Annotated in this window: 23 protein-coding genes; 15 read left to right on the top strand and 8 right to left on the bottom strand. The window is 36.2% G+C overall.

Going from position 1 to position 23067, the window contains the following annotated elements; all coding sequences use genetic code 11:
- The first annotated feature begins 53 nt into the window (after positions 1–53).
- The 3 genes from ACVYAD_RS03860 (at position 54) to rarD (ending at position 2970) form a co-directional block, all read left to right on the top strand.
- Positions 54–1223: a toxic anion resistance protein gene (locus tag ACVYAD_RS03860; protein ID WP_476424724.1), complete on the top strand. Its 1170-nt coding sequence runs from the start codon at positions 54–56 to the stop codon at positions 1221–1223.
- 173 nt (positions 1224–1396) lie between these two features.
- Positions 1397–1933, top strand: coding sequence for a hypothetical protein (locus ACVYAD_RS03855; protein WP_349658746.1), 537 nt, complete (start codon positions 1397–1399; stop codon positions 1931–1933).
- Between the two features lie 131 nt (positions 1934–2064).
- Positions 2065–2970, top strand: a complete 906-nt coding sequence (gene rarD / locus ACVYAD_RS03850; RefSeq protein WP_349658745.1) for an EamA family transporter RarD — start codon at positions 2065–2067, stop codon at positions 2968–2970.
- 540 nt (positions 2971–3510) lie between these two features.
- Here the strand turns inward: rarD and ACVYAD_RS03845 are convergent.
- Positions 3511–4032 (bottom strand): GNAT family N-acetyltransferase, encoded by a 522-nt coding sequence (locus ACVYAD_RS03845; RefSeq protein ID WP_476424721.1) that lies wholly within the window; start codon positions 4030–4032, stop codon positions 3511–3513.
- Positions 4033–4930: 898 nt separating this feature from the next.
- On the opposite strand from ACVYAD_RS03845, the gene ACVYAD_RS03840 reads away from it, so the two are divergent.
- The 3 genes from ACVYAD_RS03840 (at position 4931) to ACVYAD_RS03830 (ending at position 8094) form a co-directional block, all read left to right on the top strand.
- Positions 4931–5095 carry a hypothetical protein gene (locus ACVYAD_RS03840; protein ID WP_476424719.1) on the top strand — a complete coding sequence of 55 codons (165 nt, stop codon included), beginning with the start codon at positions 4931–4933 and terminating at the stop codon, positions 5093–5095.
- 527 nt (positions 5096–5622) lie between these two features.
- The gene (locus tag ACVYAD_RS03835) at positions 5623–6849 is read left to right on the top strand and encodes an amidohydrolase (RefSeq protein WP_476424718.1); all 1227 of its coding nucleotides are present in this window, start codon (positions 5623–5625) and stop codon (positions 6847–6849) included.
- Between the two features lie 24 nt (positions 6850–6873).
- Positions 6874–8094 carry an amidohydrolase gene (locus tag ACVYAD_RS03830; RefSeq protein WP_476424716.1) on the top strand — a complete coding sequence of 407 codons (1221 nt, stop codon included), beginning with the start codon at positions 6874–6876 and terminating at the stop codon, positions 8092–8094.
- A 322-nt stretch (positions 8095–8416) separates the two neighbouring features.
- Here the strand turns inward: ACVYAD_RS03830 and ACVYAD_RS03825 are convergent, their stop codons facing one another.
- Positions 8417–9319: a LysR family transcriptional regulator gene (locus ACVYAD_RS03825; RefSeq protein ID WP_476424714.1), complete on the bottom strand. Its 903-nt coding sequence runs from the start codon at positions 9317–9319 to the stop codon at positions 8417–8419.
- Between the two features lie 711 nt (positions 9320–10030).
- On the opposite strand from ACVYAD_RS03825, the gene ACVYAD_RS03820 reads away from it, so the two are divergent.
- Complete coding sequence (locus ACVYAD_RS03820) at positions 10031–11935, top strand: endonuclease MutS2 (protein ID WP_476424712.1); 1905 nt, start codon at positions 10031–10033, stop codon at positions 11933–11935.
- A 44-nt stretch (positions 11936–11979) separates the two neighbouring features.
- Here ACVYAD_RS03820 and ACVYAD_RS03815 read toward each other — a convergent pair whose 3' ends face one another.
- Positions 11980–13230, bottom strand: a complete 1251-nt coding sequence (locus tag ACVYAD_RS03815) for a helix-turn-helix domain-containing protein (protein ID WP_476424710.1) — start codon at positions 13228–13230, stop codon at positions 11980–11982.
- Between the two features lie 149 nt (positions 13231–13379).
- Between ACVYAD_RS03815 and ACVYAD_RS03810 the strand changes: the two genes are divergently transcribed.
- The gene (locus tag ACVYAD_RS03810) at positions 13380–14666 is read left to right on the top strand and encodes an MFS transporter (RefSeq protein ID WP_476424708.1); all 1287 of its coding nucleotides are present in this window, start codon (positions 13380–13382) and stop codon (positions 14664–14666) included.
- Between the two features lie 86 nt (positions 14667–14752).
- Here ACVYAD_RS03810 and ACVYAD_RS03805 read toward each other — a convergent pair whose 3' ends face one another.
- The 4 genes from ACVYAD_RS03805 to ACVYAD_RS03790 all read right to left on the bottom strand — a co-directional run bounded on the left by ACVYAD_RS03805 (position 14753) and on the right by ACVYAD_RS03790 (position 18537).
- On the bottom strand, positions 14753–15469 hold the full coding sequence (locus ACVYAD_RS03805) for a LutC/YkgG family protein (protein ID WP_476424932.1): 717 nt from the start codon (positions 15467–15469) through the stop codon (positions 14753–14755).
- On the bottom strand, positions 15469–16896 hold the full coding sequence (locus tag ACVYAD_RS03800; RefSeq protein WP_476424707.1) for a LutB/LldF family L-lactate oxidation iron-sulfur protein: 1428 nt from the start codon (positions 16894–16896) through the stop codon (positions 15469–15471). Before ACVYAD_RS03800 ends, ACVYAD_RS03805 begins: the two co-directional genes overlap by 1 nt.
- 14 nt (positions 16897–16910) lie before the next feature.
- Positions 16911–17627 carry a (Fe-S)-binding protein gene (locus ACVYAD_RS03795; RefSeq protein ID WP_349658734.1) on the bottom strand — a complete coding sequence of 239 codons (717 nt, stop codon included), beginning with the start codon at positions 17625–17627 and terminating at the stop codon, positions 16911–16913.
- A gap of 181 nt (positions 17628–17808) precedes the next feature.
- Positions 17809–18537 (bottom strand): FadR/GntR family transcriptional regulator, encoded by a 729-nt coding sequence (locus ACVYAD_RS03790; protein WP_476424705.1) that lies wholly within the window; start codon positions 18535–18537, stop codon positions 17809–17811.
- A gap of 427 nt (positions 18538–18964) precedes the next feature.
- Here ACVYAD_RS03790 and ACVYAD_RS03785 point away from each other — a divergent pair, with 427 nt between their 5' ends.
- Genes ACVYAD_RS03785 through ACVYAD_RS03775 form a run of 3 tightly spaced genes read left to right on the top strand, consistent with a single transcriptional unit; the run spans position 18965 to position 20616 of the window.
- Positions 18965–19675, top strand: coding sequence for a cytochrome c biogenesis CcdA family protein (locus ACVYAD_RS03785; protein WP_349658732.1), 711 nt, complete (start codon positions 18965–18967; stop codon positions 19673–19675).
- A gap of 34 nt (positions 19676–19709) precedes the next feature.
- Positions 19710–20096 carry a response regulator gene (locus ACVYAD_RS03780; protein ID WP_079560127.1) on the top strand — a complete coding sequence of 129 codons (387 nt, stop codon included), beginning with the start codon at positions 19710–19712 and terminating at the stop codon, positions 20094–20096.
- A gap of 22 nt (positions 20097–20118) precedes the next feature.
- Entirely contained in the window at positions 20119–20616 is a 498-nt protein-coding gene (locus ACVYAD_RS03775; RefSeq protein ID WP_349658731.1) for a CcdC family protein, read from the top strand.
- A 431-nt stretch (positions 20617–21047) separates the two neighbouring features.
- Here ACVYAD_RS03775 and ACVYAD_RS03770 read toward each other — a convergent pair whose 3' ends face one another.
- Complete coding sequence (locus ACVYAD_RS03770) at positions 21048–21476, bottom strand: DUF2621 domain-containing protein (protein ID WP_476424930.1); 429 nt, start codon at positions 21474–21476, stop codon at positions 21048–21050.
- Positions 21477–21597: 121 nt separating this feature from the next.
- On the opposite strand from ACVYAD_RS03770, the gene ACVYAD_RS03765 reads away from it, so the two are divergent.
- The 4 genes from ACVYAD_RS03765 to ACVYAD_RS03750 all read left to right on the top strand — a co-directional run bounded on the left by ACVYAD_RS03765 (position 21598) and on the right by ACVYAD_RS03750 (position 22972).
- Positions 21598–21813: a DUF1659 domain-containing protein gene (locus ACVYAD_RS03765; protein ID WP_349658666.1), complete on the top strand. Its 216-nt coding sequence runs from the start codon at positions 21598–21600 to the stop codon at positions 21811–21813.
- A 12-nt stretch (positions 21814–21825) separates the two neighbouring features.
- Positions 21826–22050 (top strand): DUF2922 domain-containing protein, encoded by a 225-nt coding sequence (locus tag ACVYAD_RS03760; protein WP_476424703.1) that lies wholly within the window; start codon positions 21826–21828, stop codon positions 22048–22050.
- A gap of 86 nt (positions 22051–22136) precedes the next feature.
- Positions 22137–22259, top strand: coding sequence for a YvrJ family protein (locus tag ACVYAD_RS03755; protein ID WP_082337366.1), 123 nt, complete (start codon positions 22137–22139; stop codon positions 22257–22259).
- 104 nt (positions 22260–22363) lie between these two features.
- Entirely contained in the window at positions 22364–22972 is a 609-nt protein-coding gene (locus ACVYAD_RS03750) for an SCO family protein (protein ID WP_476424701.1), read from the top strand.
- Positions 22973–23067: the final 95 nt, after the last annotated feature.

Below are 23067 nucleotides of genomic sequence, written 5' to 3'. Positions count from 1 at the left end.
TAGCTTGGAAACGTATGTAAGTAAAAGAGATAAATTGCAGGGGGTAAAACTTTATGTCTGAATTTGACAACGACCTATTGAAATCAAAGGATCCATTCGCATCAGAAAATCCATTATTACAACCTAATCCATTATTACAGGCGGAGCAAGCACAAAAACCAGTGCTTGTTTCTGAGCAAGAGCTATCACAAATTGCTCAAAATCAACTTGCGCTTAAGCAAGATCCTGAGGTTCATGCATTAGCACAAAAAATTGATGAGAAAGATCAAATTGCTATGCTAGAACTCGGAAAAGAAACGGCGAATGGTATTTCTACCTTTTCAGATAAAATGCTAGCAACGATGAAAACAAGTAAGCTTGAGGAATCAAGTGTATTATTAAATAATTTAAATAGAATTATGGATAAATTTGATCCTCAAGATTTTGCGGAGGAACAAAAAGGAGGCTTCCTTACGAAGCTGTTCAGTAAAGGAAAGGAACAATTAGAAAAGTTTCTATCCAAATATGACAGCATGAATAAAGAAGTTGACGTTATTTTCCGTGAAGTTCAAAAATACGAAGGTGAAATGAAGCGAAATACTATTGATCTTGAGAATTTATATGATCAAAACTTAAACTATTTCCAAACGCTAAGTAAATTTATAGCAGCAATTGAAGTGAAAACAGATGAAGTGCGTTCATCGTTACCAGCACTAGAGCAAAAAGCACAAACTGGCGATCAATTAGCAGCAATGGAATATGAAACGATGGTACGTGCCGTTGATTTACTAGAACAACGTCGTTATGATTTAGAAATGGCACAACAAGTATCATTCCAGTCTGCTCCACAAATTCGATTAATGCAGCAAGGTAATAACCATTTAATTGCTAAAATTAACTCTGCATTTGTGACGACAATTCCTATATTCAAGCAAGGGCTTATTCATGCGGTGACGTTAAAGCGCCAAAAACTAATTTCTGATTCAATGAGTGAATTAGACCGTCGTACAAATGAAATGCTTGTCAAAAATGCAGAAAATATTAGTAAAAATAGCGTTAATATCGCACGAGTGGCTGGTAGCCCGAGCATTAAAATCGAAACAATTGAAACAACATGGCAAACAATTATGTCAGGTATTCAAGAAACGAAGCAAATTCAAGCAGAAACAGCAAGAAATCGTGAGGAAGGCCGTAAACGTATTGAACGTTTACAACTTGAATATGAAAAACTGAAAAAAATGTAAATGTAAAGCTTCTTGCAATCTTATCTTGCAAGAAGTTTTTTTATTTTTTGACAAAATTGAAATTCCTCATTATGATAAAGTAAATGAGAATCATTATCAGAGAAAAGGAAGAGGAAAGATGCTAAACACTGAAATTCGATTATATAAAACAATCAATCATGGAGAAAGAAAAGATGATGAGCAAAATGAATCCAACTTTATTATCTTGTGAGTCTTTAAATGATGGAGCACTTGCGATTAATACGACAGAAAAACTAATGCTCGTAATAAAAAGTCGCTACCATGAATTAACGCATATAGAAGAACTGTTCAATGCCTTGCATATAGATTTAGATGAAAAGCACACAATCTTAGAGCAAGAGAGGAAAATTTTAAAGAAACAAAATTTAGAGCTTGTGGAAGACATGCAAAAAATAAAGAAGCAAAACGCCGTCTTACAAAAAAAGTTAACAGAATATAATTGCGTCGTAGAAGAGCTCAAGGAAATTCGCCGACAAAATACAGAGCTACTAATTGAATTAAGTAAATATACTGCGCTGTCAAAGGAATCATTGTCAGGTCCTTTAAAATGTATGATTCGCGATATGCGAGAGCAAGGTGTCGGTATTAAAGAGATTCATATTCGTATTAAACGTCAAATTAATCCTGATATTAGTTATAGTACGGTGCGCAAATATATTTCTGAGCTTGAATCTGAAATAAAAAAGTAACAATATACATGTCAATTTATTAAAATTGGGCATTTACAGTTTCCACTCAAAGTCCTATAATAAGTCTATTCTTTTAATGGTATAATACGCAAAGTCGTATAGATTCATATGGAGTAGGAGAGTTAGAGGCAATGTCAAATGAGAAAAAAGGAGTTCTAGCAGCATTTTTCGCCTATGCTTTTTGGGGTGCATTTCCGCTTTATTGGAAACTACTTGAACATGTACCGAGTATGGAAATTTTATTATCGCGCGTCATTTGGTCCTTTGTCTTTACGGTACTAGCAGTAATAGTATTTGGAATGCGCAAGGATCTTCTCGCAGACTTAAAATATTTGTGGTCACACCAAAAGCATTTTTGGCAGCTTGCTGGAGCTTCATTTGTTATTTCGATGAACTGGTATTTATATATTTGGGCAGTTAACCATAATCACTTAATTGAAACGAGCTTAGGCTATTATATTAATCCTTTACTGTCAGTTATTTTAGGGGTTATTTTCTTTAAAGAAGCACTTAATCGTGCGCAATGGGTGGCTACCGGAATTGCCTTTATTGCTGTAATTATTTTAACGATAAATTATGGATCAATCCCATGGGTTGCACTTCTTATTGCTATATCCTTCGCAATTTATGGTGTTCTGAAAAAGAAAATTAAGCTTGATGCGACAAGAGGTCTAGCCATAGAAACGTTATTTATTTTACCGTTTGCATTAGGCTATTATGTTTACCTCTTTACAACGAATCATGCCTCTTTTTTACATGTTGATGTGAAAACAGACATCCTCATGATTGTAAGTGGTATCGTGACAGCAGTACCGTTAATTTTATTTGCGAAAGGTGCACAAAATATTCCACTCTATTTATTAGGCTTTATTCAATACGTATCGCCAACGATTACGTTAGTTATAGGGATCGTACTTTTTAAGGAACCGTTTAGTCAAATAGAGCTTTTGGCATTTAGCATTATTTGGGCTGCCTTACTACTGTTTTCAGGATCGAAAATCATTGAAGTGAGAAGGGCTCATCATAAATCTGCATAATTAAATACACGAATGTTAGTAGTACAAACCTTGCCTTTGGATTGTACTACTGTTTTTGTTTTTAGAAAAGTCCCTGCAATGTGAGGGGAGGTAAAGAGCTTTTTGCCATTCAATGTTTCTATAGAATTGGGATAGTATCCTAGCATTTCACACAAATAGAAACTATCAATTGAGATTAATAAAAATGAAGAATGGTCGAGCAGAATGTTGTTTAACTTGTGTTCATCAATCGGGCCAGATTGTGTAGGAAATAAGAAAGTATGAAGAATAAGGAGATCAATTGTTCAATTGTCGAAAACTTACACATAAGTTTTTATATCTTTATTAAAAGGAGATGCCTACAGATAAAACTGGACATTATGTTGAGGGAGCTTCAGATTTATGAGGATTTACAACGAACTTGTAATTTTAAAACAATCGAGCCCGATTAGATAGTATATTTGTGCTAAGACAGAGTTAACAAAATCGTTTTTTTTCTTCTGGATATTTGTGTTATTATGGGTCGAGACGTTGATAGCTTTCATTTCTTTCCGAGAGATCCTATTCTACTAAGGATTCTGTTATTTTCCCATCTAGATATTTAATCGCCAGCATCGAATTATCCTGAATGATTCCTGTATCTACGAAACCAAATGAAGCGTATAATGTTTTAGCTATGACATTACTTGTTCGATAAAAGAGGGTTACATATTCTGCTTCTCCATTTGGCATAGTTTCAACATCCATCAACATTTTTTCAAAAGCAAGTTTGCCATATCCTTTCCCTTGGTAACTCATATCAATCATAATATGCCAAATAAAATAGCTCTTCTTCCCGTAAAAAACTTCATTTTCAAATGATTCATGATCCAACGTATCATAAATATACATCAAAAATCCAACCGCAACTCCATCGGCATAAATGGCAATGGGAGTCGCTGGTATCCCGTCTGCGTTCAACATATGAGCGTCTCCAAAGCTTCTGAGGTTAGTAGTTTGTATAAAATCTTTCTGGTTTTCTCCCACTTCAAGTGCTATTACTTCATCTATGTTATCCCCGGTTATTTTTCGTAATTCAATCATTTTTTTTATCTCCTCTCCTATGAAAAGCTATTTTCACACATCCTAGAACATTCCTAATATCATTTCCATAATTCTTAAAATAGGGTATACAAAGTATTCACAAATGCTAACTCTTTTTTTAAAAATTTCTAATCCTTGTTCCGCAAAATGGACTGTTTGTTTAATTTTGTAAATTTAATTATATCATACCTTCTTACAAATTATAGGAGTATATTGCAAATGATCATTGCGAAAAAGGGTTCGCCCTTTATCCTAACGGAGACCAAGTATACAGTGTACAAATTATACTCTTTACCAAAAATTATGAGGGTGAGCTAAATATGAACAATGAAAGTAAAGAATTGTATTTCGTAGCAAAAGAAATGAAATGAAATGAAATGAAAGTTTGGACACGCCACAAAAGCCACGAATGTTGTACTATCAACGTTTCATGGCTTTCTTTGTGAACCTTATTTATACATGTTTTTATGCACTTTCTTCAAAAGTAAGGCCTAGTAGTGTTTTAGTGGTATTTGGAACACTGTTGCACTATCGACTTAAATGAATAAAATTATGCAGATAATATATTACCTATAATAATTAACTAGATGCAGTCTTATTTTTTTCTTAACAGTGTATCCCCAAGAGGGAGTCCAATCACAACAACCAAAACCGTTAGAATTACTAGGGCTTGAAAAATAAAATACGCAACTTGATCGAACATCGTATCTCTCCTTCTTTTTATAAATTCGTACCTTATCCTGTGATTATCCAACTCCAATTGAAGAGTCAAATAAAACTTAATAAAGCACAAAAAATCATTTGTGTTTTTATAATATAGTTTACTTCAGTCTAAACGTATGTATGCGTCGTCACTTTTTATATTTTGAAATCTTCAACTATAGGGCGGGATCGATTAATGGAACTTCCTCATATTCATCTTGATACAGATGACTATTTTGTTTCTTTCTTTGGTTCATTTGCGTTGTCACTTGTACTGCACGGTGATAATGCTATTGTCAATCCAGTAAAGGTGTTGATTTATTTGCTTTCTAAATCATTTTTCCACCTTCTAATTCAATAATTATTTTTGATTTCGCCGATGTAAATTGAGTGTACCTGACAGAACTTAACTCCCCAAAAAAACATTACCAAATTATTGATTTTTCAATTTAATACTTTAAGCTTAGAACCGTTTTACTTTTTCAAAAAAAGGAACCATTAGATAATAACCTCTCACTTAGTGACAATCAAAACCTTATGTTCTTGGATTAATTGCTCCATTTTTACTTCTTAACGATATGAAGCTACTAACATGTAGCATGCATGCCCCGAACAGATAAGACAAATTGATAGGAATATAGTATAAAATACTTCCCAAAAACTGCCGAAAGATTTCTCCAAAACGCATATGATTGTGATTTTTATCTTCCGATATATCAAAAACCTAACGAAAAGTAATTTTTTTAATATTTTTAATATATTTTATACAATGATAACATTATCAATAAAAGAGGGAACAGCATCAACATAAAGACGACATCAAAGAATACCAACACTGGAATGAATTAAATAAATAAACGCGCAGTAACAAGCGAGGAGGAAAAGGAATTGACAGATAAAACATATTGGTTAAAGAATGTTCAATTGGAGACCGGCTACCAATATCTAGATGGTACAGTTACAGGTACTGAAACGGAAAGCTTTCACGTTCAAGTTACAGCAGGAAAAATAACAGATATTGTTTCGGTGGACAAGCCCTTAGAAACAATTTTCCCTGTGAAGGACGCAAAAAACTATTTGATGTTGCCTTCCTTTAGAGATATGCATGTACATCTTGACAAAACCTACTATGGCGGACCATGGAAAGCACCCTCCATTCCGACGAAGGGAATTTTCACTCGTCTGGAGGAGGAAGAACTATTGCTTCCAAAACTACTTCCTGTTGCCACAGAAAGGGCTGAAAAGTTACTGAACTTGCTAACTAGTAAAGGGTCAACTCATATTCGTGCACATTGTAATGTCGACCCAGTCATTGGCTTAAAAAATCTTGAGGCAACTGTACGAGCTGTGGAAGCTTATAAAGAAAAAGCTACAGTTGAAATCGTTGCTTTCCCACAACATGGATTATTGCGTAGTGACTCCGTTCAACTTGTTAGAGAAGCCCTGCGCAATGGGGCTTCTCTTGTAGGTGGTGTCGACCCAGCAACCATTGACGGAGATCTTGAAAAATCTTTGCAAACTGTAATGGAGCTTGCTGTTGAAGCAAATGCAGATATTGATCTACATTTACATGATGGTGGTCATCTAGGTATCTTTACCTTTAAACGGCTTGCAGCTCTAACACAAGAAGCTGGATGGCAAGGTAGAGTCACAATTAGTCATGCATTGGCATTTGCAGATATATCACGTGCGGAAGTAAGCGAAGTGGCTGAACTACTAGCCAAACAAGGAATTTCAATTGCATCTTCCGTTCCAATTGGTCATACAATACCAATCCCATTACTTCAAGAGAAAGGTGTCAATGTGTCTCTTGGTGTTGACAGCGTTATGGATCACTGGTCTCCTTTTGGAAAAGGAGACAGCTTAGAAAAGGCAGGAACATTGGCAGAGCGCTTCGGTTTAAGAGATGAACGCTCACTAGGACAAACGCTTCGGTATATTACCGGTGGCATAACCCCGTTAAATAAAGAAGGGGAACTTGCTTGGCCAAAAGTCGGTGACAATGCTGATTTCGTTTTAGTTGATGCAAGTTGTTCAGCTGAAGCGGTTGCAAGGAGAGCAAACAGAAAGGCAGTAGTGTTTGCTGGAAATTTTGTTACAGACAAACTTTCATGATTTACATAAGAAAGGGTAGATAATATGGATAAAACATTTTGGCTAACAAACGCCCTAGTAGAGAGTAAATACCAAATAGAAAGCGATATGGTAACCGGCACGAAGACAGATTGCCGCCACCTGTTAATCCAGGATGGGAAAATCGCGAAAATTATCTCTGCTAATGAAACAATTTCAGACGATTTCCCACAAAAGGATGTAAAACAGTTGTTACTTCTACCATCTTTTACCGAAAAACATTGTCATTTAGATAAAACATTGCTTGGTGATGAATGGCGTGCAGTAACGCCAGTTAATCATATTTATGAACGACTCGAAATCGAGAAAAAAATACTCTCTTCTCTAAAAATAACCACGCAAGAACGGGCAGAAAAATTACTGGATATATACTTGAACGCTGGGGTAACACACGTTCGTACCCATGTGGACATATATCCAGAAGTTGGATTAAAAAATTTAGAAGAGGTTCAAAAAGCATTACAAACATTTGAAGGTAAATTATCATATGAAATTGTTGCCTTCCCGCAACACGGTTTGTTACGTACAAAGGCACATGATTTAGTAAGGGAAAGTCTACGTCAGGGAGCAACGTTGGTAGGAGGAGTCGATCCAGCTACAGTTGATGGTAATATCGAAAAATCATTACATGATATGGTTGACCTTGCTATTGAAGGGGGTGCGGGAATCGACCTACATTTACATGATCCGGATCACCTCGGTGTCTATACTATGAAAAGATTGGCAGCATTAACGAAAGAAGCAGGTTTGCAAGGTAAAGTAGCAATCAGTCATGCATTTGGACTTGGGGAAATCTCAAAGGCACATGCAGAAGAAATGGCTGAAATTTTGGCTGATGCAGGTATTTCTATCATTACTAGCGTGCCGATTGGAAGAAAATTTCCACCTGTAGGCTTATTGCACAAGAAAGGAGTCCAAGTTTCTGTTGGATGCGATAATATTTTCGATGTCTGGTCCCCATTTGGAAACGGAGACATTTTGGAGCGTGTTAGTCGTTTGGCAGAAATTTCAGGGTGGGCTGATGAACGTTCTTTGTCACAAACACTTGGATTTATAACTGACGGGAAAACTACGTTGAACAATGAAGGCAATCAGATTTGGCCAAGAGTCGGAGACGAAGCAAACATTGTCTTTGTTGAAGCCTCTTGCTCTGCAAAGGCTATTGCTAGAAGATCCAATAGAACTGCTACGATGTTTAAAGGTAATGTAGTTGCAGGAGAAATATAGGGAAGAAAATCTTTGGGACTTCTTCTGGAGGACCTGCTAAATGTGTAGTTTGTTAGTGGTCTCCCTTTTAGGTGCTTTTGCAATGTTTGATGGCATGCAAATGGGCTATTAATGATAAATAGTGTGATTGTTTTTATTGAGATTTTGGTAACAAATAAAGCATCGGAAAAATGTGATTCAGTATTAAAGATTGAGGTCAATCTTTTAATTCTACTATAATCGATCAGTGTTCTTTAACATGAAAGGGCCATATAGTTGAATAAATAAATCCCAATTTCTCAATTATGACTTATGAGAGATTGGGATTTTGAATGTTAGAATATCATTGACCCTGTAAATCCGTGTTTTGCTGATGGTGCCTAGTTAACAGTTTTGTAAAGTTTTGAGCGGTTTTTGATAGATGATGTTCCTTCAGCCATATCAAGCCCGTGGATGCAGAAAGCTCTGTATCTGTAATTTTGAAAGCTTGGATATTGTAGTTTTTGTATTGTTTAATGACGGTTTCCGGAACAATAGCCTCCCCAAAGTTACAAGCAACTAAATCTAATAATAGGGAGATATCAGAGCACTCGGCAATAATATTCGGATGTAGTTGAGCTTTCGCAAATGCTTCCAAAATCATATAATGCACTCCTAATCCTTCTGTACTCGGTAATATCAGCGGGTAGTTTTGAATGTCAGTAAGCATAATCTGATGATTAAAAGGCTGCTTTTTATTTGAAGTAATAAAGTAAAAAGGTTCTGTATAAAGATGAATAGCTGAAAAATCATCTAACTCGAGGGGTAATCGAATAATCGCCAGCTCTACAATCCTGTCTCTCACTAATTGACAAAGATGAGATGACTCATTTTGTTGAATTGTATATGTAACCTTAGGATATTTTTTGTGAAATTGGTGAAGTATGTCTTGTAATCCGGTTACCGAAAAAGTATTGATACCTATCGTTAGTCTTCCGCTTTCCCCGTTTCCGACTTCTTTTACCTCCATTCTGGCTTCTTCCATTAACTGAGTCATTTGTAGCGCGTACTTATATAAGGCCCTTCCGGCTTCTGTAATTTCTAAAAATTTCCCAGTTCTCTCTATTAATTTCGTTTCTAATTCATTTTCCATTGTTTTCAGTTGCTGGCTTAGTGGAGGCTGGGAGATATGAAGCCTTTCAGCGGCAGCAGAAATTTTTCTTTCTTCTACAATTGCTATGAAATATCGCAGCTGTCTAATATCCATATATGAAAAAACCACCTTCTCATATGAAAAACTTAAGTAATATTAATTTTATTAATGTTTTTTTATATACTATATTCTAAAATATCATAATTTTAGATGAAAAGAAATTTTCCAAAAGAGCTTTAAACCGTGATACATATTAAGCAATGGTCTCATTGTTGATCGATCATCGTAATACTTATAGAATTAATATCTTGGTAAAGGGAAAAGGGTTGTTTGCAATATATATCCAATTACTGTTAAACAAAATGATAAAAAGGGTTGTTTTTTTAAAATAAATCACATTAAACATAAGTACCTTTACTTTTTTACCAGCATATAGTAAGATGATGACAAATTAGATAACAATGATAATTAATGAGAGGTGCTTTTGATGAGTGCGGTAGGTTTTAAATAGGAACAACTTAATGAAATAAATTTAAAGACGCCAGGGGATTTATGTCAGTATATCACCCTTTATTTAGTCGTGGATTTATTTCGATACCTATGAAGATACCTACAATACTTTATAAAGCGTGTAATGCACTGACTAAACTTCATGTAGATGAAGTCTTTTTCATGATGCTTTTTACACATGCCTTGTAATGTAAAAGCTGTGGGTTCTCCCGCAGCTTTTTTTGTCTTTTTAACTGAATATAAAAATCATTGCTATCTAATGAGTAGGTATCTTCATGAATGATTCTAGAAAATCATAGTGAGGAGACATTAACAATGAATCATACTACTTTTGAGAAGTTACAATACAATGAATTGAAGGATATCGTTAAATCATACTGTGTCAGTGGATTAGGTAAACAGTTATTAGATAAATTAACACCGAGCCCAAATTTGACAGTTGTTAAAAATCGTTTGAATGAAACGACTGAGGCACGAGCAATATTAGATGCGGAAGGTCATGTCCCGTTTTTAGGGGTATCCAATATTGACAATACTATTCAAAAGCTTGAAAAGGGGATCATTTTAGACCCAAGTGAATTAGTTAGCATCTCAGATTTTTTAAGAGGCTGTAGAAAAATTAAAAAATTTATGCTGGAAAAGGAGTTTTTTGCACCCGTACTTGCATCCTATGCTAATTCGATGTCTGAATTTAAAAGTGTGGAAGAGGAGATAAATTTTGCGATTAAAGCAAATCGTGTCGATTCAGCTGCTAGTAGAGAATTAAAGCGTATCCGAAATCATATCGAAACAACAGAGGAAAAAATTAAAGACCGTTTAACTAAATTTTTGAATAGCAGTGCAAATAAAACATATATCCAGGAATTTTTTATAAGTAAGAAGGATGATCGATACACGATTCCTATTAAGGCTTCTTATAAAAACCATGTGCATGGGACGATAGTAGAGATTTCATCAAAAGGTGCTACAGTCTTTATGGAGCCAAGTGTTGTCTCTAAATTAAATGTGGAATTGGCCACTTTGAAGGCAGAGGAAGCGGTGGAGGAATATCAGATTTTGGCGACATTATCGGGGCTCCTGATGGAACATGTCCGTGAAATCAACATCAACATGGAGTTAATTAGCCAATATGATATGGTGTTTGCTAAAGCCAAGTTTAGCAAGCATATTGGAGGTGTAGAGCCAAGCTTAAACGATGTTGGCTATATAAAGCTCGTCAATTGTAAGCATCCACTGTTAACAGGTGAGGCGGTGCCACTTCATTTCGAAATTGGTAAAGACTATCGTAGCCTAATCATTACAGGGCCGAATGCTGGCGGAAAAACAGTTGTCCTAAAAACCATTGGCTTATTAACATTGGCTACAATGTCAGGCTTCCATATTGTTGCGGATAAAGGGACTGAAATAGCTATATTCGATCATGTTTTTGTAGACATTGGTGATAATCAAAGTATTGAAAATGCACTTAGTACGTTTTCATCCCATATGAAAAACCTTTCGGATATTATGAGGGCATCCAATAATAATACTCTTTTGCTGTTTGATGAAATAGGTAGCGGTACGGAACCAAATGAAGGAGCAGCGCTGGCCATTTCCATCTTGGAGGAGTTTTATCATATGGGCTGTATTACAGTGGCAACTACTCATTATGGAGAAATTAAGCGTTTCTCTGAAATGCATAGTGATTTTATGAATGCGGCTATGCGTTTTAATAGTGAAACATTGGAACCGTTGTATAAATTAATGATCGGAACATCTGGAGAGAGTAATGCGCTATGGATTTCTAAGAAAATGAATATACGTGAAACAGTATTACAAAGAGCTAAAGGCTATATTGACAGTAAGGATTATCATTTAAAACGCGTAAGTGACAGTAAAATACGGAAGCCAAAGATTGAAAATGTGAGGACAACAGGAAAGTATGAATTTAAAAAGGGAGATCGAGTAAAGCTGTTAGATCATGATGACGTTGGAATCGTTTATGAAGAAATGGATAATTTCTTTAATGTTGCCGTGTTCTATGAGAGAGAATTCCTAAAAGTAAATGTTAAACGCTTGGCATTAGAGCTACCAGCAACAGAATTATACCCAGAAGGATATGATTTAGAGACATTGTTTGTGGACTATAAAGATCGAAAGCTTCAGCATGATATAGAGCGCGGTTCGAAAAAAGCACTTCGCAATATACAGAAGGAAATTAGAAATAATAAATTGAGCTAAAAAATAGGGATTGCACATTTGTCAAAGTGCAATCCCTTTAAAATTTATTGAACCGAATTTATTTGTGCTTTAATTGAATAATAAGTTTCTTCAATTTTTTGTTTATAAGGTAGATCGATTAAATCTTGAGAATCCGTATAAGCCATTTTGGCGATTTCGTAGGCAGTTGTTAATTCTCCGAAATGTGCATAGCAAAGCGCTTTATAAGAAAAGCACTCATTTAAGCTTAATATGTCAAATGGATGTAAGATGAATGGGGGAACATTTGAGAAATGTTCAAATGCTTCCTTAGCTTCTTCATATTGACCCAGCAAATACAAGGATTTCCCTTTTTCTGAATAGTAAAAGTTTTTATCTAGTTTTATTGAGCCCTCATGCATAAGTATTCCAAAACGTTCTATTTCCTCTAGTGCCTGCTTATAATCGTGAGTGTAACTGTTATAGTAATGTGCACGTAATCCAAATATAAAAGCGTCGACATCCACTTGTTCGACAAAAATCCGATACTGCTCAAGCTTCTTCAGCATATGCTCTACTTGCTCAAAATCATGGTCAATCATGGCACAAAAAGCCCCAATACGATACATATCATCTATATAAGAGTAAAATTGATTTTTATGTGCATCGGTAATGGTCTCATAAATGAGTTGTTTTCCTTCTTCATATTCACCAATTGCTAACTGAAAAACGCTAATATAATACGCCATTTTCACAGTATCTCGCGAATCTAATTGGTAATTTTCCTGTTCAGCCTCTTCTTTTGCCTGCAAAATACAAGAATAACCCATTTTGTAGTTTCTTTCTTCCGATAATATGCCCAACTCTAATATATAAGTTTCAAACCAATGGCTTAGTAAATTAATTTCTTTAAACATAATGCGTGCTTGTTGAAGCGGTGATGCCCATGTCGTTAATCTTGCATGATGTTGTGCTGCTGCATATATATACAGTAAACGCCCTGCCTCATAACTAAGCGAAAGATCTTCTATATAAGGCTTAATCATCTCTACGATTTGCTGTACATTATTTGTATTACCAAGTTTTAATTCAGCAAATAAAATTTCCACCTGCTCTAAAAGTTGACGTATGGAAGAGGGGGTTACTTGTTCAAGTAATTCACTTGCTTTGACGCCTAAACGTTCCGCTATATAATCAAGACTTTCCATCGAAGGCTTGGCCTTATCATTTTCAATTTGGCTTAACATGCCCTTTGTTAGACGATCACCGGCAAGTGCCTCTAATGTTAATTTTTGTTCCTTCCTTAATTTACGAATTCGCGTGCCTAAAGAGTCCATTGCCGCGCCTCCTTTTTCGTTAAAAGTGAGTAATATTATTTTGTTTAATTATATTAAACTTTTGCTTGCGTGAAAAGTGGTAGCTATGTTATATTTTGTTTAATCAAATTAAACTTTTTAACCTAATTAAAAATATGGAGGGATTTTAGATGAATGAAGCGCAAAAGTATAAAAAGGCAACGTATCATTTATGGACATTTACAGCCAGCAAAATGATCTCGCAGTTAGGGTCTCATGTTTTATCATTTGGAATAGGTTTATATATTTTGGCACTGACAGGGTCAGCGATGAGTTTTGCGACAACGATGATCTGTTCCATTTTACCTCGTGCATTGGTCGCGCCTCTGGCTGGTTATGTAGCTGATAATTATTCAAAGAAACGCACAATTTTAATAGCGCAATCAGGTACAATTTTGACCGTTGCTGGGTTACTACTTTATACAGAAATGGTCGGTTTGTCGGTGTATGCTATTTATATTGCAACAGTTTTTAATACAATTTGCTCTGCCTTTTCGGGTGTAACATTTACTTCTTCAATCGCAACACTAGTAGATCCAGAACGTCTACAAAAAGCAATGTCATTTAATCAAATGTCAGTGTCCATCGCAGCAATTGGAGGACCAGTAATCGGTGGAATGATGTATGGATTTTTCTCCATGGAGGCATTTTTACTTGTACATATGGTGGCATATGTGATTACGTTTTGCTTAGAAGCCACAATGAATTTTACTCTGTATAGTACAAGGGGAAAAATGGAAGAGAAAGAAAAGATGTGGGCTGGGCTTACTAGTGGCTTTCGATATATTAAGCAACAAAGAGTAATAAAAACAATTATGTGGGTTTCGTTATGGATTAATTTGTTCTTCTCTGCCATCGTTGTAGGGGGGACTTACATTATTATTGAATTATTAAAAGTAAAAGCAACTCATTTTGGTTTTGTAGAGGCATCAGGCGCAGTTGGTATGCTTATTGCTTCCGTCTATTTTGCAACACGGGCAGAGGTAAAGGCCCCACTACGTTTTTCTAAATTCAGCCTAATACTGTTGGCTAGCAGTTTAGGGTTGGCGATTGTTCCATTAATAACGAATTTATCGTATTTAACGATGGTTATCTTTTATATTGTAATTTACTTTATTTTCGCTATTTTTGAGATGGGAATTAACATGCCGATTATGGTTTATATGCAAAAGCTAATTTCAGAAGAATACCGCGGACGTGTATTAGGATTAATGGAAACAATGGCAATGTCAATGATGCCGATCGGTATGGTTGTTTACGGTATCTTGTACGATACTTTCCCGGCAACGGTTATTTTACTTGTCACAAGTGCAATTATCGTAACGATAGCACTAGTTATGCTACGAACATCTGTCTTAAAAGAAGCACATCCAGAGTTTTATGAACAAAAGGTAGTAACTGAAAGCGTAACAAATTAATGTATCGCTTTGCATATATCATTAGAAGAAAACCAGGCATCTCTTCACAATGTGAAGTATGCCTGGTTTTCTTCATTCAACAAGATTTACTGATCCTCAATCACAATATAAGTTGCTTTCATGGGTCCATGTAAACCAACAATAAGAATCATTTCGATATCTGCTGAATTACTTGGTCCTGTTATAAAGTTGATACAGGAGGCAATTTGCCCGCCATTTCTGACTTTTTCACTAATTAAGCGGGCTGCTTGCGTCATCCGTGGAACAATCGTACTTTTCGGAATTAAAATAATAGAGTTCTCGGGTAAAAAGCTGACAGATCTACCTTTATCCTTACTACTAAAAAGTACAGCAGTCCCTGATTCTGCTAATGTTATTTCACTAATCGTAATGCCGATATTAGCTTTTTCAGCCTGTCGAATATTTTCCTGTGGTTGCTCCGAATCCCATTCGTACAGTTGAATATTTGCTTGAGGCCATTGCTCGGTCATTAGTGATGATAGACCAAAGCCCTTAAAACGTTCGTCTTTCCATGTTATAACAGATTGACTTCCATAATTCTCAATTACTTTTTGTAAGTCTACTGGAAGATTTGCTGTATTTGTAAGGACAATATCCGTATGAATATTTTTGCATTGATCAACTAAAACCTCTACTAACTCATCTTTTGTCGCTTCTTTTAGGACACGATCTTGAGGTTGATATTGCCATGTCGGTCGCTCCATTTCTGTTTTTGGCTCACGCCCAAGCTGTTTTGCGATTTTTGATAAAAATACATCTCTATTTTCAATAGTACCTGCCATCATTCATCGCCTCCTTTTTGGCGGTGTTTAAACCAGTCACGGAAATTATCCTTATTTGGTGCTGGAAAATCTCTTGCTTCCGTCCATGCTTTTAGTGGGCCTGGACCATTTGAGATTTTTTGATCTTTAGTAAAAGGGGCCATTGCTGGTGAAGCCATTTTTGTCGCCATTTTATATAAGGTAGGGGAGGAAGCACCTAAACCAAAGGCCTTCATTAATAGCTTTTCTGATACAGGAGCTTTACCTTCGTTTTCAACAATTACTTGACGATGTCTATGAATAAGCTGATGTAACGGTATTTTAACAGGGCAAGCATCCGTGCAGGCGCCACATAATGTGGAGGCATATGGTAACTCTTTAAAATCTTCATAGCCACCTAATAATGGCGAAAGAACGACACCTACTGGCCCAGAATAGATAGAACCATAAGAATGCCCACCAACATGACGATAAACAGGACAAGCATTCACACAGGCTGCACAGCGAATACATTGTAATATAGGCTGGAACTCACTGCCTAAAATATTAGAACGCCCATTATCAACGATGACTAAATGGAATTCCTCTGGTCCATCTGTATCACCTTCATCTTTGGTCCCTGTTAATGTTGTAATATAGCTTGTTAACTTTTGCCCAACTGCACTTCTTGTTAATAAGCTTACTAGCACTTCCATCTCTTCAAATGTAGGAACAATTCTCTCCATCCCCATTACCGTAATTTGCGTTTTGGGCAAGGCTGTCACTAGATCTGCATTCCCTTCATTCGTCACGAGTGTAATCGATCCGCTCTCTGCAATAGCAAAGTTACAGCCTGTAATGCCTATATCTGCTGTTAAATATTCATTCCTTAATTTTTCACGTACATATAAAGCTATTTCCTCAGGCTTTTCACTTTTCGCATAGCCTTGTTTTTCTTTGAAAATATCACGAATCTGTTCTTTATTTTTATGCAAAGCTGGGGCAACGATGTGAGAGGGGGGCTCGTGATCATCTACTTGCAAAATGTATTCTCCAAGATCTGTTTCAATGACTTCACAACCGAGCTCTTCTAAAGCAGCGTTTAAATCAATTTCCTCCGTCACCATAGATTTTGATTTCACAATCTTAGCAGCCTTGTTCTTTTTAGCGATACTTTGAATATAGTCCGTCGCTTCTTTTGCTGTTTGCGCAAAGTAAACATGTCCACCTCTTTTAGAGACATTTTCACTTAGCTGATACAAGTAGTAATCTAAATTCGCAAGTACATTCTTTCGAATTTCTTCTCCGTGAGAACGCCATTCCTCCCAATGTCCGAGCTCATCAGCTTGTTTTAGCCGACGTGTTTGAAAGCGTTCCTGTGCGCTTGACACTGCTCCGCGCATAAAAGTATTTTCTAATTCTTTCGATACTCGATGATTAAAGTGGTCATCACTTGTTTTCATGGACATTTTTTTACCCCCTCCTAGCGGCAATTTAATACTTCTGCAATATGCATAACTTTAATAGGCTTACTTTGTCGATTAATTCGTCCACCGATATTGATTAAACAACCAGCATCAGCTCCGATTAAAATGTCTGCCTCTGTTTCTTCAACATTCTGGACTTTCTCATTGACCATTGCTCCTGAAATATTGCCCATTTTCACTGAAAATGTACCGCCAAATCCACAGCATCGATCTTTACCTGGGAGTTCGACATACTGTAAACCTTTGACTTGATTTAATAATTTAAACGGTGCTTCTGTAACACCGAGCAAACGTGTCATATGACAGGAAGTATGATAAGTAGCCTTGCCCTCTAAATGTGCGCCTACATCCTCGATCTTTAATACATCTACGATAAACTCTGTAAATTCATATGTTTTATTTGCCAATGCTTGCGCTTTAGGCTCCCAAACAGGATCTCCCTTAAATACTTCTGGGTATTCCTTAAACATATAAGCACAAGAACCAGAAGGGGAGACGACGTATTCGGCATGTTCAAATGTTGTGATCATCTTCCTCATAGCATTTTTAGATTCTTTTACATAGCCACTATTATAGGCAGGCTGCCCACAGCAAATTTGATTTTCAGGGAAGTCTAGATCACAGCCAAGCCTTTCAAGAACTTCGACAACAGCTTTTCCTACATCACCTTGAAACATATCAACTAAACAAGTCGCAAAAAGTGTAACTTTCATAATAACCGCTCCTTTTTGTCTCTCTTACCCCTTGAACTACTAATCAACAGGTCATCTGATGACTTAACGAGTAAATGTATTGTTTTTATAATACTACAACTTTTCAGATGAATGAAAGGTATTTATTTTAAATTTTCGGAAAAATAAAGAGCTGCCTATTATAAAAACTAGGCAGCTTCGGTTATTTTTTAGTTTCTGTTGTTTCGAAATATTGCAATAAAACTTTTTCCACATTACTTAAATGTGAAGCCATAGCATGTTTTGCATGTTCTTCATTTTGCTGTTTTATTGCGAGGAAAATTTGCATATGTTCATCATATAACTTTTCACTTGTTATTTTTTTTGAGTACAACCAAATTCGTCGTGTCTCTTTCATCGTTTCAAACATTAAACCTGAAACTTGGTCTAATAAAGTTGCAAGTAGGGGATTTTGGGATGCTGCAGAAATGGCCGCGTGAAATTGAAAATCTGCTTTTTCACCTAGCTCACCATTACCTTGTGAATGTTTCATTTCATCTAAAATTTGCATCATTGACTGTAGGTCTTCGTCTGTTCGATGAATGGCTGCGCTAGCCGCTGTTCCTACTTCAATAATTTTGCGTACTTCTAACAAATGTGAGATATCTTGCTTATTTGTTAAAATGGCAGTTGATAAGGGGAAATCGAGCTGATTGGATTGATTACTTTTAACAAAAGTACCTGAGCCTTGCTTAATTTCAATAAGCCCCATTGCTTTTAAAGCGGAAAGAGCTTCTCGGATGGCAGATCTACTTACTTGTAATTGTTCTGCAAGTTGTTCTACTGAATCAAGTCGGTCACCAGGTTTTAGTTCGCCAGCTCTAATTTTTTCATAGAGGATTTCGGTTACTTCCTCATATATTTTTTTCGGTTTAATTTTTCTTAATTCCAAGGACTACACCTCATTTATTTCTATCAATGGATCTTTTGTTTTTATTATACATGAAGAAAAGAAATTTTCTCACTATTTAACAGTAAAGACTTTGTACAGTCTACAATAAAGCTATGCACCTGCATGAAAGCACTGTACTAGTGCCTTTTGAATAGGCGTAAAATGTTATAACTTGGAATGCGGAAAAATGATAAATATTGTTGACAGATAATATAAGGGGAGCGCATAATGCAAAAGTATATGAACTACATCACGTTGATGTAATAAAGTTTGAATAATAAATTTGTATACTAGTATAATAGAACTTCATATAACTTCACTTTTTCAACACCTTTTTGCCATGAAACGTTCACAAACAGGAAGGGCGCAATTTACAGTGTTTTTTGGTACGATGGAGGCAGTAACTGTAAGGAGCGAGTGAGAAAATATGGAAACTGATATTAACTTATTTTTAGCTTTAGGTGCAGGTTTTTTAAGCTTTATTTCACCATGTACTCTACCGTTATATCCCGCATTCTTATCATACATAACGGGGATGACATTAGATGAGCTAAAAGCGGAACGAGGTATGATGCAAAAACGTGCTATTTTGCATACCCTCTTCTTTTTACTAGGATTTTCAATTATCTTTATTATGATTGGACTAGGGACATCGTTAGCGGCGGAGTTCTTCCTTAATTATCAAACATTATTACGTCAGGTTGGTGCTATCTTAATCGTAGTATTTGGTTTAATGATTGTGGGATTACTACAAATTGACTTTTTAATGAAGGATCGAAAATTCCAATTTAAAAACCGCCCATCTGGTTATTTGGGATCAGTATTTATCGGAATAGCCTTTGCGGCTGGTTGGACGCCGTGTACTGGCCCAATTTTAGCATCGATTATAGCATTAGCTGGTGCAAATCCAAGTTCAGGTTTTAGCTATATGTTAGCTTATTTCTTAGGCTTTGCAATTCCGTTCTTCTTGTTATCTTTCTTTATAGCGCGGATGACTTGGATTCGTACACACAGCCAAAAAATTGTGAAAATCGGTGGCTATATTATGATTGCCGTTGGTGTCGTGTTATTCTTTGATGGATTAACGTATATAACACGCATTTTAGAGCCTATTTTCGGTGGATTTACAGGCTTCTAATCTGCTAAACTAAAGTGGCATACCATACCTTAACGTGGAGGGAGATGAACATGTGCCTACAGTTTTAGTAGTGGATGATACGCTCTTTATGCGTGTTGCAATAAGTAATATGTTTACTGAATGGGGTTATGAGGTAGTCGGTAAGGCAGCAAATGGTAAGGAAGCTGTGGCTATGTATCGTGAGTTACAACCAGATCTTGTAACGATGGATGTAACAATGCCCGTTATGACAGGTATTGCAGCGGTAAAAGAAATCATTCCTGAATTTCCAGATGCAAAAATAATTATGATTACAGCTTTAGGGCAACAAAAGTTAATTGTGGAAGCAATTGAAAGTGGAGCAAAGGATTTTATGACAAAGCCTTTCGAGCCAGAAAGATTAAAAGCTGTAGTTGATCAATTACTTGGACAAAATTGTTAATGACATTAGAGGAGGATTTTTTATGTTTAGCAATATCCCTTCTCACTATTATGTAATAGGTTCGACCATAATGGCCATTTTTATGGGTACCTTTGTCATGGTTATACGTATGCGAGCGTCTAAGAAACCGACAAATGAGAAGAAAATTATCATTCCACCTATAGCGATGTCTACAGGTGCGTTAATGTTTTTATTCGAACAATTTCGAGTGCCACCCATGCAAATTCTTGAAGCGGCAGCAGTCGGCATGGTATTCTCGACAATCTTAATTGCCACTTCTAAATTTGAAGTAAAAGGCCAAGATATTTATTTAAAACGTTCAAAGGCATTCGTTTTTATACTAATCGGACTATTAGTGTTCCGTATAGTTGCAAAAGTAATATTAAGTAACTCCATTGACGTTGGTGAATTAGCAGGAATGTTTTGGATTCTAGCGTTCGCGATGTTACTTCCTTGGCGAATCGCTATGCTTATTCAGTTTATAAAAATCAAAAAAACAATTCCGCTGAAGAATTATTAATGGAAGAACTACACTAGAGATTTTATCTAGTGTAGTTTTTTTATGCATTTTGGCTGATGGATAGAGTAGTACTAGCGACGGAAAGAAGAACCAAAGTGAAGGATAGGAAACAGGCCGACGGAAAGGATTGCCAAGGTGAAGGATAGAAAACAGGGCGGCGGATAGAATTGCGGAAGTGACGGAAAGAGTCGTCAGAACGACGGAAAGAAACGACGGATAAAAGAGCCGAGGTGAAGGATAGAAAACAGAGCGACGGATAGGATTGCCAAAGTGACGGAAAGAGTCGTTCAAGCGACGGAATGAAAGGCAAAATCGACGGATAAAAGAGCCAAGGTGACGGATAGATTCAGAAAGGGGGGATTGGAAAAGATGTGAATTAAACTTAGCAAGGGAATTGAAAACGCTGCACAACGATTTTGTGCAGCGTTTCTTCATTCAAATAGATGTTCATATGGAGAAATGTCAATCTGCATTTCATCTAATTTCTTACGTAAAAATTTATGGTCGCGCTTAGGCGTTGCTTGAATATAGCCACGTATAATTAAATCATGGTTAATAGCAGATGCCTTTTCTTCTATTGCAAGTTCTCCAATTTTCCCTGCAATTTTTTCCTTTGCTACTTGTCTAAAAAGCTCAGGTACAGGGCTTACAAGTTCATATAAAAGCTCTTTCTCAGGTTGTCCCCATAAATGAATGGTTTTATCTAAATAATACTCCTGCCAATCTAAATCAGATTTACCGTCCTGCTTCGGTAATGCCTTTAAAAATTTGCGGAACATGAAAAATCCGCCTATCGCCATAAATGAAATAAGTACAACTACCCAAAATAGGATAAACCATAAAAACCAACCACTTAACAAATCGTTCACCTCTTTGCCTTCTCTCACTCTATTATAAAAGCTTACATAAAAAAATTCATCCTAAATGTCCCTTTTTTAGCAATAAGTCAGTATATATTGTGTAAGAAAGGAGGTGAACTCCATGGCAAAAGTCAATTTCGTAGGTGCTACACTGCGCTTAAAGTATGTCGCTGGACACGATGCCCAAAACGAGCCTATGTTCACAACAAAAACGTACCGAAATTTGAACAGCTCGCATTCGGCAGAAGATTTAGTAGCTGTTGCAAAAGCCATTGCAAGTCTATCTTCACATTCACTAGATAGCATTGTAAAACAAGAAACAACAGATTTATCCTAAGGAGGGAAAGCTATGACACAAGTTTTAGAACTGCAATTTGAAACAGCAGCAGGGAAAACAGCAACATTTGCGATTGATGCACCGAAGCCAAAGATAACAGCGGAAGAAATTCAAAAGGTAATGCAAACGATCATCGCTAAAAATGTTTTTGAAGGACAAGCTGGCACTCTGGTTACAATGACTGGGGCTCGCATCGTTGATCGTCAAGTAACAGAATTTGATTTAGAAATCGAATAACTAAGAAATGGTCTTTGCAGCATGTACTGCAAGGACCATTTTTAACAATATTAGTTTTAATTATCAGCAGTGAAGGAGGGAGCAACATGGAACAGTGGTTAAACATGATATCGGATATCGGTTTTCCTATTTTAGTGTCGTTTTATTTACTGCACCGAGTAGAAGTGAAATTAGATGCCATTCATGATGCGCTTGTTTCGTTAAAGTGAAATCGATTTCACAAAGATGTACGAAAGCTGTCACTTGAGTGTCCTTGTCAATATTTCCATCGTACGATAGGATGAGGATAGTGTAAGTGGGGAGCGTGTTAAAGATGAGAAATAAAATAATTGGGCTTGTTTTACTTTTTGCATTTGCAACTGTGCTGAGTGCGTGTGGAAATTCAAAGTTTAAAGCAGATTATAGTTTGGAATTACCAGATTTTGAACATGTCAATCAACGCGGAGAAAAAGTTTCTTTAGAGAGTTTAAAAGGAAAACCGTGGATTGGTATGTATATTTTCACGAATTGTACTTCAATTTGTCCACCAATGTCATTTAATATGACGCAAGTTCAAGAGAAGCTGAAGAAAAAAGGTGTGGAAGATTATAATATTGTTGCGTTTTCAGTTGATCCTGACGTTGATAAACCAGAAGTATTAGCTGATTATTTGAAAAAATATAATGTTCCAGATCAATCAAAATGGAATCTACTTACTGGTTATTCACAAAAGTATATCGAGCAGTTCGCTGTAAAATCAACAAAAATAATTGTCAAAAATGATCCTAACAGCGACCAAGTTGTTCATGGGAATCAATTTTTCTTAGTTGATAAAGATGGCGTAATCGTAAAAATGTATTCGGGGTTTGCAGAGAATCCAGAGGATGTCCCTATTGACACGATTGCATCAGATATAGAAACATATATTGATGAAAATTTATAATAGCTCGAAGGAAACCGTCTCAATTAATGAAGAGACGGTTTTTTTTGTTTATATTTAATCTTTTATACCTGTAGCCTCGTTTATAGTGTAGAAGG

The organism is Lysinibacillus sp. G1-3 (genome assembly GCF_056322905.1).
This window is presented reverse-complemented; position numbering and strand designations above follow the sequence as displayed.

Excerpts from the sequence above, each read along its gene's own strand:
- ACVYAD_RS03820 (WP_476424712.1), top strand. The coding sequence starts at position 10,031 with ATGAATCATACTACTTTTGAGAAGTTACAATACAATGAATTGAAGGAT.
- ACVYAD_RS03810 (WP_476424708.1), top strand. The coding sequence starts at position 13,380 with ATGAATGAAGCGCAAAAGTATAAAAAGGCAACGTATCATTTATGGACA.
- ACVYAD_RS03815 (WP_476424710.1), bottom strand. The coding sequence starts at position 13,230 with ATGGACTCTTTAGGCACGCGAATTCGTAAATTAAGGAAGGAACAAAAA.
- ACVYAD_RS03845 (WP_476424721.1), bottom strand. The coding sequence starts at position 4,032 with ATGATTGAATTACGAAAAATAACCGGGGATAACATAGATGAAGTAATA.
- ACVYAD_RS03800 (WP_476424707.1), bottom strand. The coding sequence starts at position 16,896 with ATGTCCATGAAAACAAGTGATGACCACTTTAATCATCGAGTATCGAAA.
- rarD (WP_349658745.1), top strand. The coding sequence starts at position 2,065 with ATGTCAAATGAGAAAAAAGGAGTTCTAGCAGCATTTTTCGCCTATGCT.
- ACVYAD_RS03860 (WP_476424724.1), top strand. The coding sequence starts at position 54 with ATGTCTGAATTTGACAACGACCTATTGAAATCAAAGGATCCATTCGCA.
- ACVYAD_RS03830 (WP_476424716.1), top strand. The coding sequence starts at position 6,874 with ATGGATAAAACATTTTGGCTAACAAACGCCCTAGTAGAGAGTAAATAC.
- ACVYAD_RS03765 (WP_349658666.1), top strand. The coding sequence starts at position 21,598 with ATGGCAAAAGTCAATTTCGTAGGTGCTACACTGCGCTTAAAGTATGTC.
- ACVYAD_RS03760 (WP_476424703.1), top strand. The coding sequence starts at position 21,826 with ATGACACAAGTTTTAGAACTGCAATTTGAAACAGCAGCAGGGAAAACA.
- ACVYAD_RS03755 (WP_082337366.1), top strand. The coding sequence starts at position 22,137 with ATGGAACAGTGGTTAAACATGATATCGGATATCGGTTTTCCTATTTTA.
- ACVYAD_RS03805 (WP_476424932.1), bottom strand. The coding sequence starts at position 15,469 with ATGGCAGGTACTATTGAAAATAGAGATGTATTTTTATCAAAAATCGCA.
- ACVYAD_RS03840 (WP_476424719.1), top strand. The coding sequence starts at position 4,931 with ATGGAACTTCCTCATATTCATCTTGATACAGATGACTATTTTGTTTCT.
- ACVYAD_RS03785 (WP_349658732.1), top strand. The coding sequence starts at position 18,965 with ATGGAAACTGATATTAACTTATTTTTAGCTTTAGGTGCAGGTTTTTTA.
- ACVYAD_RS03855 (WP_349658746.1), top strand. The coding sequence starts at position 1,397 with ATGATGAGCAAAATGAATCCAACTTTATTATCTTGTGAGTCTTTAAAT.
- ACVYAD_RS03775 (WP_349658731.1), top strand. The coding sequence starts at position 20,119 with ATGTTTAGCAATATCCCTTCTCACTATTATGTAATAGGTTCGACCATA.
- ACVYAD_RS03825 (WP_476424714.1), bottom strand. The coding sequence starts at position 9,319 with ATGGATATTAGACAGCTGCGATATTTCATAGCAATTGTAGAAGAAAGA.
- ACVYAD_RS03750 (WP_476424701.1), top strand. The coding sequence starts at position 22,364 with ATGAGAAATAAAATAATTGGGCTTGTTTTACTTTTTGCATTTGCAACT.
- ACVYAD_RS03795 (WP_349658734.1), bottom strand. The coding sequence starts at position 17,627 with ATGAAAGTTACACTTTTTGCGACTTGTTTAGTTGATATGTTTCAAGGT.